Annotated in this window: 6 protein-coding genes; all 6 read right to left on the bottom strand. The window is 39.8% G+C overall.

All coding sequences use genetic code 11. The features are described from left to right. Positions 1–227: 227 nt before the first annotated feature. Positions 228–1,352, bottom strand: a complete 1,125-nt coding sequence (locus ACR2F7_RS12575) for an endo-1,4-beta-xylanase (protein WP_432713905.1) — start codon at positions 1,350–1,352, stop codon at positions 228–230. A gap of 51 nt (positions 1,353–1,403) precedes the next feature. Further along, positions 1,404–2,963, bottom strand: coding sequence for a glycoside hydrolase family 43 protein (locus ACR2F7_RS12570; protein ID WP_432713904.1), 1,560 nt, complete (start codon positions 2,961–2,963; stop codon positions 1,404–1,406). 86 nt (positions 2,964–3,049) lie between these two features. After that, entirely contained in the window at positions 3,050–5,536 is a 2,487-nt protein-coding gene (locus tag ACR2F7_RS12565; RefSeq protein WP_432713903.1) for a glycoside hydrolase family 95 protein, read from the bottom strand. Positions 5,537–5,582: 46 nt separating this feature from the next. Beyond that, positions 5,583–7,526, bottom strand: coding sequence for an alpha/beta hydrolase-fold protein (locus tag ACR2F7_RS12560; protein ID WP_432713902.1), 1,944 nt, complete (start codon positions 7,524–7,526; stop codon positions 5,583–5,585). Positions 7,527–7,544: 18 nt separating this feature from the next. After that, positions 7,545–8,507, bottom strand: coding sequence for a glycoside hydrolase family 43 protein (locus ACR2F7_RS12555; protein WP_432713901.1), 963 nt, complete (start codon positions 8,505–8,507; stop codon positions 7,545–7,547). Positions 8,508–8,587: 80 nt separating this feature from the next. Further along, positions 8,588–8,834: sialate O-acetylesterase (locus ACR2F7_RS12550; RefSeq protein ID WP_432713900.1), on the bottom strand; the 247-nt coding region annotated here is incomplete at its 5' end.

The following is an 8,834-nucleotide window of genomic DNA, read 5'->3' as shown; positions in this document are numbered from 1 at the left end:
AGTTCTCGACAGCAAACTTAGAAACGAGATCATCAAGAAATATGAATAAAGCAAAAAAAGAAAACGGATGAACATCTTAAGATCTGTTCATCCGCTTTTTTTTTAATAGACTATTTTTATGTCTACATTTTCAGTGCCCTCTCTTTCAATGATAAGGCCTTCCTGTGTTTAAAGAATGAGATGATTTGTGGTTTTCTATGATGTAGAGACTTTTAAAGCCTATGGGATTACTTTTTAGAGATTCCTACAATCATTTCAACCATAGGTTTTGCTTTAAATTGTCTGTCGAACAGCAGCGGATAATCAGTACGGCCAAATACAGGCCAATTATTTCGCCATGAATCTTCATCAGTAACGCCCCACAGGGTAACTCTGCTGATCTTTTCCTGATGTTTTAAAAAGAGCCTGAAGAAATCAACATAGCGCTGTTGCAACTTCATTTCTACGCTTTTTGGCAAGCCATCGGCATAAGGATTCATCGCTTTTTTATAGTCATAATTCAGGTTTACCTCAGCACCCCTGTTTTGTCCGGGGTTAGGCAAAACGGTGATGTCAAGTTCGGTAATCATCACTTTTACGCCTGTAGCAGAAAAAGCCTGGATACTTTTCTCAAAGTCACCAAGGGTGGGGTAATCTAGTCCCAGGTGCCCCTGCATCCCTACACCGGTCACTTTAACACCCTGATTTTTTAGTTGAGTGACCATTTTGACAACCCCATTTCGCTTCCCTTCCACGGACATGGAGAAATCATTGTAATAAAGTTCAGCATCCGGATCCGCAGCATGGGCAAATTCAAAGGCCAGGCGGATGAAATCTTCCCCGATAATGGTGTAAAACTTACTTTTTCTGTAGGAGCCATCATCCAATATTGCTTCATTGACAACATCCCAGCCTTTGACACGTCCTTTATACCGACTGACCACAGTTGTGATGTGGCTTTTCATCCGTTGAATGAGCACTTCTCGGGAAACATCGTTACCTTTCTCATCCACAAAAAACCATCGGGGTGTTTGGGAGTGCCATATCAAGGTATGTCCGATGATATACATGTTGTTTTGCTCTCCAAATGCTACGAATTGATCAGCATCTCTAAACTGAAACTGACCTTCTTTGGGCTGAAGATTCATACTTTTCATGCAGTTTTCTGCTACGATGGAATTAAAATGTTTTTTTACAATAGCTAAACCAGCAGTATCTTTAGCCCAGATCTGCCTGAGGTTTAAGGCTACCCCTATATAAAACTTATTTTTAAAAGCATCTTTAAGTGAGGAGGGTTTATACTGATCATTTGTATAGGAGGCAAATAGAAGAGTTAACAAGCACGAACATATAATTAAAGCACCTTTTTTCATGATTTTTATGGAGTTAAATAAAATTAAGGAAAGATAAAACTAGCTAGCAGATCAATGTTGATCCGCTGAAATACGGAAATAATCAAAATCAGCATAACCACCTATCTGTTTGGTTGCATAATTAAACAGGCCATAGCGGTAACCCATAAAATGAGGGATGGTATAGGCCATTTTTAGGGGTTTACCGATGGCTTTCCAGGTCTTTCCATCAAGACTATAAAAAAAGCTGGCTAAATCCTTCTTTTCAAAGAAGTCGCAATCTATTTTGAAAAAGACTTTATTTTGGTTGAGTTCCAGTCGTTCTGATTCAACTGGTTTACCCGCACCTGCATCAACAAACACAATATATTTACGGTTACCTTCTACCTTGACACCTGTTAAACCGTAGTTTTTCTGCAGCACACTAATTCCTGCAAAATCACCGTCTTTCATTTCAGCAACATCAACTGCAGTAAGGCCTGAAGAAAAAGGGCCAATAGTGCGTTGGGTTAAAGTATTTCTAGCCGATAAAAAGTTGCTATCCGTTCTACCCGTTGTTAACCTTAAATAACCTGCTCTTTTTTTCAGCGACCAAAGGGCTGCGTCAGGCTGATGGTTCCATTGCCAAACCAAGGGCAAATCTGCCTCACCTTTTTTCCTGTTAAACTCATCAGAGGCAACAATGCCGGGGATCAGGCCCTTACTTACAGGCAAATCAAGCGTTTGAGGCACTTTACCATTGACACCTACTATTGGCCAGCCATCCTGCCATTTTACAGGCACCAAATAAGGAATACGACCTACAGCACCGAAATCACGGAAAAGATAAGCATACCATTCCCCGTTAGGCTTATCAATCAAGCCGCCCTGAGCCACTCCAATATCCTGCAAAGCAACCTTCCCTTCATAAGGACCAGTAATTTGATCAGCCCTGTGTACCACAACTGTTCGCATACCACCTCTTGGCCAGGTGATGTTAAAGAGGTAATATTTACCCTTAATTTTAAACAGCTGTGAGCCCTCAGCGGGCAAGCCAATGTTTTCACCAGAAGGAAGGCTTGCATTTTCTATAATGACGCGTTCGGGAACATCAACATTGATGCCTGATAAATCAGACTTTAGTTCTACCAATTTAATTTTTCCCGCACCATAAAGCATATAAACTTTGCCGTCATCATCAAAAAACAAAGAATGATCATGGTAACTTGGTTTAAAAGAAGTTACTTTCCATGGCCCTTTTTCTATGTTTTTTGTGCTATAGATATAAGTCTTTCCCGTGGTCTGTGCAAAGGTACTGACATAAAATGTACCTTGATGGTAACGGATGCTGCTTGCCCAAGTACCATGTCCATAAGCACTCTTCCCATTTGTTAAGTTGAGTTCGTCCATATTTGCCAGCGTATCGTAGGCATAACTCACGATACTCCAGTTAACGAGATCCTTAGATTTCATAATTGGTAAACCGGGGCTCATGTGCATCGTTGTGCTGCTCATATAATAAGCATCGCCCACACGTACCATAGACATATCGGGTACATCTGCAAAAACAACAGGGTTTTGTGCTTTTCTTTGCTGCGCAAAAAGCTGGCTACCTACAAAAGCTAAAGCAATAAGAACCACATATTTTTTCATACTTCTGAGTTATAATTTAAGGAGGTTAAAATTCATATAAAAGCAGGTGCAAAGCCACCATTTTTCATTGTTTTTTACTTCAAGCATTAGTTAATAAGTGTATATATTTTACCTGGTTGTGTAGAAATATCATACATAAAAGTCTGCTTTAAAACAGGTAATAAAATATTAGCCTTTGCAGAAATGATAGCATCAGGAGTTTCTTCTACTGAATAAAAGGGATTCTGGTTCTCTCCTTCAGCCTTTTTTAAAACCGCTGTATTTAATTTCATTTGATTAGGTAATCTTAAACGGAGGTTGCCACCAATTGTAGATTTGATGATGGCCTTAACCACTTTTCCATCTAACCACGCCAGGGTCAATACTTCAAAACCGCCACGCGCCCTCAATCCGCTAATGCTACCTTTCTGTTGCCATACATCAGGAAGTGCAGGAAGCAAATGCAATGTTCCATCCGAACTTTGCATGAGCATTTCCGTGATGCCAGATGTACAACCAAAATTGCCATCGATCTGAAACGGAGGATGTGCATCAAACAAATTATTATAGGTGCCACCTCCATCAGTGTTAACACCCAATGGAGTAAGCTGATTTTGAATGAGTTTATAGGCACGGTTGCCATCCTGCATTCTTGCCCACCAATTAATCTTCCATCCCATGCTCCAGCCCGTGGATACATCGCCTCTCTGCAAAAGGGTGTTTCTGGCAGCAGAGAACAATAAAGGCGTGCGATAAGGCGATATTTGGTTAGATGGGAAAAGACCATACAGATGAGAAATGTGACGATGCTTATCATCAGGGCTATCTACATCATCCAGCCACTCCTGCAATTGGCCATATTTTCCAATATGCATAGGAGGCAAAAGATTACGCATTTGTATTAAACTATCTACAAACTCTGGGTCTAGATGAAGCATTCTTGCTGCCTTAATGGTAGAAGTAAAAACGTCAAATACAATCTGGTTATCCATTGTTGTACCTGCATCCAGGGAGGAGTTTCCATGTGCTTGTGGCGCATTTTCAGGAGATGTACCCGGATTAACCACCAGCCATTTGTATTGTGGATGTTCCACCAGAAAATCTTTATAAAAAACAGCGGCTCCCTTTAATATCGGATAAGCATGTTTAAGAAAGTCTTTATTTCCACTGTATAAATAATGCTCCCATAAATGTTGACTGGTCCAACCTCCGCCACCATTCCAAATGCCCCATTGTGCGCCATCAACAGGTCCGGTAATACGCCAGATATCTGTATTATGATGAGCCACCCAGCCCCTAGCCCCATACATTGATTTAGCCGTATGTGTACCTGTTTCAGCCATTTCTTTCACCATTCTAAGAAATGGCTCATGTAACTCCGCCAAATTTGTAGGCTCCGCCGGCCAGTAGTTCATTTGTGCGTTGATATTTATGGTATACTTACTATCCCACGGCGGGTTTAGTTTGTCATTCCAAATTCCCTGCAGATTAGCTGGCTGCCCTCCAGGCTGTGATGAACTGATTAATAAATAACGTCCAAATTGGTAATACAACGCTACAAATTGTGGGTCAAATACATTTCTAAAATTAATCAATCTTTTATCTGTAGGCAATATCATTGATTCGGTTGTCCCTAAATCTATCCTGACACGATTAAAATATTTTTGGTAAGCAAGTATATGTGTATTTAAAATCGTTTTAAATGATTTAGAAGAAGCATGATCAAGATATTTGACCGCCATTTGATGCTCATCACCACTGATATCTTTGTAATTCTTAAAATTTGTAGCAATGGAAATATAAATAGTAACAGCATTAGCTCCTTTAACACTAATAGTGCTATCCGTTGAGGTAACATTACCCCCATCGTTTTTAATCCTACTTATAACTTCATACCTCACCAATCCTTTAACCCCTTCATGGTCACTTGTTAAACCTTTCAAGACAAAGTCATTTTCAGCTGTTGTTTGAATGGACTTTCTTTGATGTGGCGTTGTAAAAGACGCAGTAAAAGAAACTTGTGATGGCTTGTTTGCTATGATGTGAAACACCACAACCCGATCAGCAAATGATGCCAATGCGGTTCTTGTATAAGTAACATCCCCAACGGTATATGTAGTTGTTGCGATGGCTTTTTCGATATCTAACGCTCTGTGGTAATGTTTATACACTTCATGTCCAGAAAACTTCAAATGCAGGTTACCCGCGGGCTGGAACATCTGCCCTGAAGATTTCTTGCCAAACATCACTTTATTTGACAAGCTTTCCGCCTCTGTATGTTTACCTTCAAATAGCAACTGACGTATTTGAACCAGGGAAGCTAATGTTTCAGGAACATCATTTTGATTCGGACTTCCACTCCACAGTGTATGTTCGTTTAATTTTATGGTTTCCTGATCTACGTTACCATAAACCATAGCGCCAAGCATTCCATTGCCTATTGGCAAAGCATTTTCCCAGGTTGTACCCGATGGTTGTTGATACCAAAGCTTTAAATTTGAGCTCCCCTGTTGTTGGGCTTTTAAAGAAGCAATCGATAAAGTGGATAGTAAAAACACTAAACCAATATAAGAAAAATGCATTTTTACCCTCATTAAATTTATTTTAAAGCTATTGACCTGGGTTTGCGATGAGCACAACCTACTTAAACAATAAGGTAGCAAAATTGTAAAGGTTATTTCTCCATACAGGCCAGGTATGACCACCTGGATATTCCTGGTAAGAAAAATTAACAGCTAAATTCCTGAACTGGTCAACCATGAGCTGGCAATTATTGTAGGCAATATCCTCTTTGCCTCCCATCGCAATCCATAATTGTTTAAGGTTAGTATTAATTTTGTCTTTATTGGTTTTCATAAATGCATATTGCCTTTCTGCAATAGCATTTTGACGTGGAACTACCCATCCAGAGCTGAAAACACCTAAATAAGCAAACAGATCTGTATTTCTTAAGCCAGCATAAAGCGTATGCATACCGCCCATAGAAAGACCCGCTAAAGCCCGGTTCATTCCGCCACTCTTTGTACGGTAATTTTTCTCTACTAAGGGGATGAGTACTTCTTTTAACTCTGCTTCAAAAATTTTCAAGCCGCCTTCATCAAAAGCCATGGCACCGACGTTAGCATCTGGCATGACAATGAGCATGGGTGTTGCTTGCCGAGCAGCAATAAGGTTATCCAATATCAAGTCTGCTTTTCCTTGACTGGCCCAACCAGTTTCATCTTCACCACCGCCATGGAGAATATATAATACCGGATATTTTTCATTAATTTGGGCATTATAGCCTGGTGGCGTATAAATATAGACCTGACGCCAGGCATTCATGACTTTTGAATAATATTTTTGAATGCGGATATCGCCATGAGGAACATCTTTTAAAGCATAATACCCTCCTCCAGAAAAAGGAATTTCGATACCGCTTGCCATTCTACCCATTCCATAATAGGTTTTGCTTGATGGATCAGCTACAGGGATATCATCTATGATTAAGGAATAATAATGAAATCCTTCGCTTATTGAATCTGTGGTAACAGTCCAATTGCCAGCATCATCTTTGATCATATCATATTTTTTTCCTAAATCAACCTGAACTTTTTTTGCCCCTGGCGCATTCATGTTGAATACCACACGGTGGTCTGACAATATTTGTGGATACTTGTTTGAACCAATATTGGTTGAAGCAGGTGCTCCACTTACTGGGTATTTAGAAAATGCAGCAGTATCTACAGGTTTAAACAACAATTGAGAGAACATGTATAATCCGTTTTTCCATACCTTAAAATCATGTACCCCCGGTTCAATAAAATAAATATGCGGCACGTTATTTTTAATAAGGTAATGATGCGTACGCTCGCTATTGGCAATTAAATTGTCGCTGGCCCCACAAGAGATAAACAATACCTTCAGCATAGCTTTTGCCTTTTCAGGGTCTGGAACCAGTTCTTCAGGCTTTTTGGTATTTGGGGCAGATGAAAAACCTCCTACCCATGCAAATTTTTGCAGGTTACCTAAACCAAAGTTTAAAGATTGGCCTCCACCCATAGATAACCCGGCAATTGCACGATGCTCTCTATCTTTATACACGCTAAACTTCTTTTCAATAAAAGGTATCAAGTCATTTAATAAATCTTTTTCAAAGGCTGCAAATGCATCCACCTTATCTTTTGACATGATATTCCCAATAGCGCGATCGTCTTTCATGGCCCGACCATTAGGCATCACCACGATCATGGGCTCTAATTTTCCTGCTGCATAAAGGTTATCCAGGATGACCTGAGGCTTGCCGCCATTCAACCATTCCTTTTCATCGCCACCAATACCATGCAGCAAATACAGCACTGGGTATTTTTTATTTTTTGAATAGCCGGGTGGTGTATAGGTAATGGCCTTTCTATTATTACCAACAGTTTTAGAATAATAAGTGATGGTGTCGATTTGACCATGTGGAATATCAACCTTCTCCACATCAAAACCTACAGCAGCGGGTTCTACTATGCCTTGTGAAAAAACTGGCTTGTTAAATAAAAAGAAAGCGCCAACTAGAAACAGTTGCCTAATGCGTTTTAGTCTGTTCAATTTAATCATATTTGGTTTATTAGCGGTTTATTTTTTAACCTTAGCCACACCTTTAGTCGTTTCTACTATTTTCTGAATCGTTCCATCAGCATTATAATGCATTTCATCTATACAGATGGACCGGCGATAACTGCCGCCTGTAGGTAATGTGCCATTGTGGTAAAAGAAATAAGATTTGCCTTTAAAATCTAAAATACCGGGGTGCGTGGTGAAGCTGTTAGGTACATTGCCTTGAATAATGCCTTTATAAACCCAGGGGCCTTCAGGACTTGTAGACATACAATACTCAATCATTTCAGGTTTTGTACCCGCACCGGCATAGATGAGGTAGTAATGACCATTTCTTTTATATACCCATGGACCCTCAATATAATTTTGAGGCTTAAAAACAGTAATAGGCCCATCAAGTTCGGTCATATTGTTTTTAAGTTTCACCCATTTACAACTACCATTTCCCCAATATAAATAAGCCTGACCATTGTCATCTACAAATACAGTAGGATCTATATCATCCCAGCTGTGCTTCATATCAAGCGTCATGTCATTTGTCACTAATGCTTTACCAATAGCATCCTTAAATGGACCTGTTGGGCTATCAGACACGGCAACACCAATGGCAAAACCGCCATTGCTATCTGCATTCTTTTTGTGCTGTGTAGAAACAAACCAATAAAACTTACCATCTCTGTAAATGCATTGTGAGGCGTAAGCATCCCCTGCCGACCAGGAGAAAATTTCTGGCGATAAGGCACCGCGGTCTTTCCAGTTAACCATATCCGTAGAGGAAAAGATATGCCATGCAGGCATTTTATAGTTCGTATCACTAACAGTCGCCGTATCTTGTCCGGTATACAAAAAAACAGTGTCTTTGTATATAATGGGAGCAGGATCAGCAGTAAACAGATGTTTAATGATAGGGTTTTGAGCCATGGACTTGTGCTGAATTAACAAGCCTAGCGAGATCAAAATAACAAAAGTTTTTAATTTCATATCATATTTAATTATTAATTAAGTCTACATTATTCATTAAATTTCCACCAATCAAATTGAGCAAACCATTGTTATGATTGCTATTTTCTGACAGGTGTTCCTAATAAGGTTAACATTTGATTAGCGTAGCGCTTTCCCAGCTCTCTGTAGCCTGCAGCATCAAAATGCAAATGATCTTTAGCTACGGTACATCCCTTTGAAGAGATGACATATGAATTTGGAATAGCTTGAGGAAGTTGTGCAATGATGTTATTCATGCTTGCGCAAACGCCACCCTGCTCAGCATGCACTACCTCTCCTGCCAGCAGCGGTATGGAGTTTTCTTTA

Origin of the sequence: Pedobacter sp., assembly GCF_045628745.1 — a bacterium.
Classification (GTDB): domain Bacteria; phylum Bacteroidota; class Bacteroidia; order Sphingobacteriales; family Sphingobacteriaceae; genus Pedobacter.
This window is presented reverse-complemented; position numbering and strand designations above follow the sequence as displayed.

Bases quoted from the DNA above. Each gene is read 5' to 3' on its own strand.
- ACR2F7_RS12555 (WP_432713901.1), bottom strand. From the start codon at position 8,507: ATGAAATTAAAAACTTTTGTTATTTTGATCTCGCTAGGCTTGTTAATT.
- ACR2F7_RS12575 (WP_432713905.1), bottom strand. From the start codon at position 1,352: ATGAAAAAAGGTGCTTTAATTATATGTTCGTGCTTGTTAACTCTTCTA.
- ACR2F7_RS12565 (WP_432713903.1), bottom strand. From the start codon at position 5,536: ATGAGGGTAAAAATGCATTTTTCTTATATTGGTTTAGTGTTTTTACTA.
- ACR2F7_RS12570 (WP_432713904.1), bottom strand. From the start codon at position 2,963: ATGAAAAAATATGTGGTTCTTATTGCTTTAGCTTTTGTAGGTAGCCAG.
- ACR2F7_RS12560 (WP_432713902.1), bottom strand. From the start codon at position 7,526: ATGATTAAATTGAACAGACTAAAACGCATTAGGCAACTGTTTCTAGTT.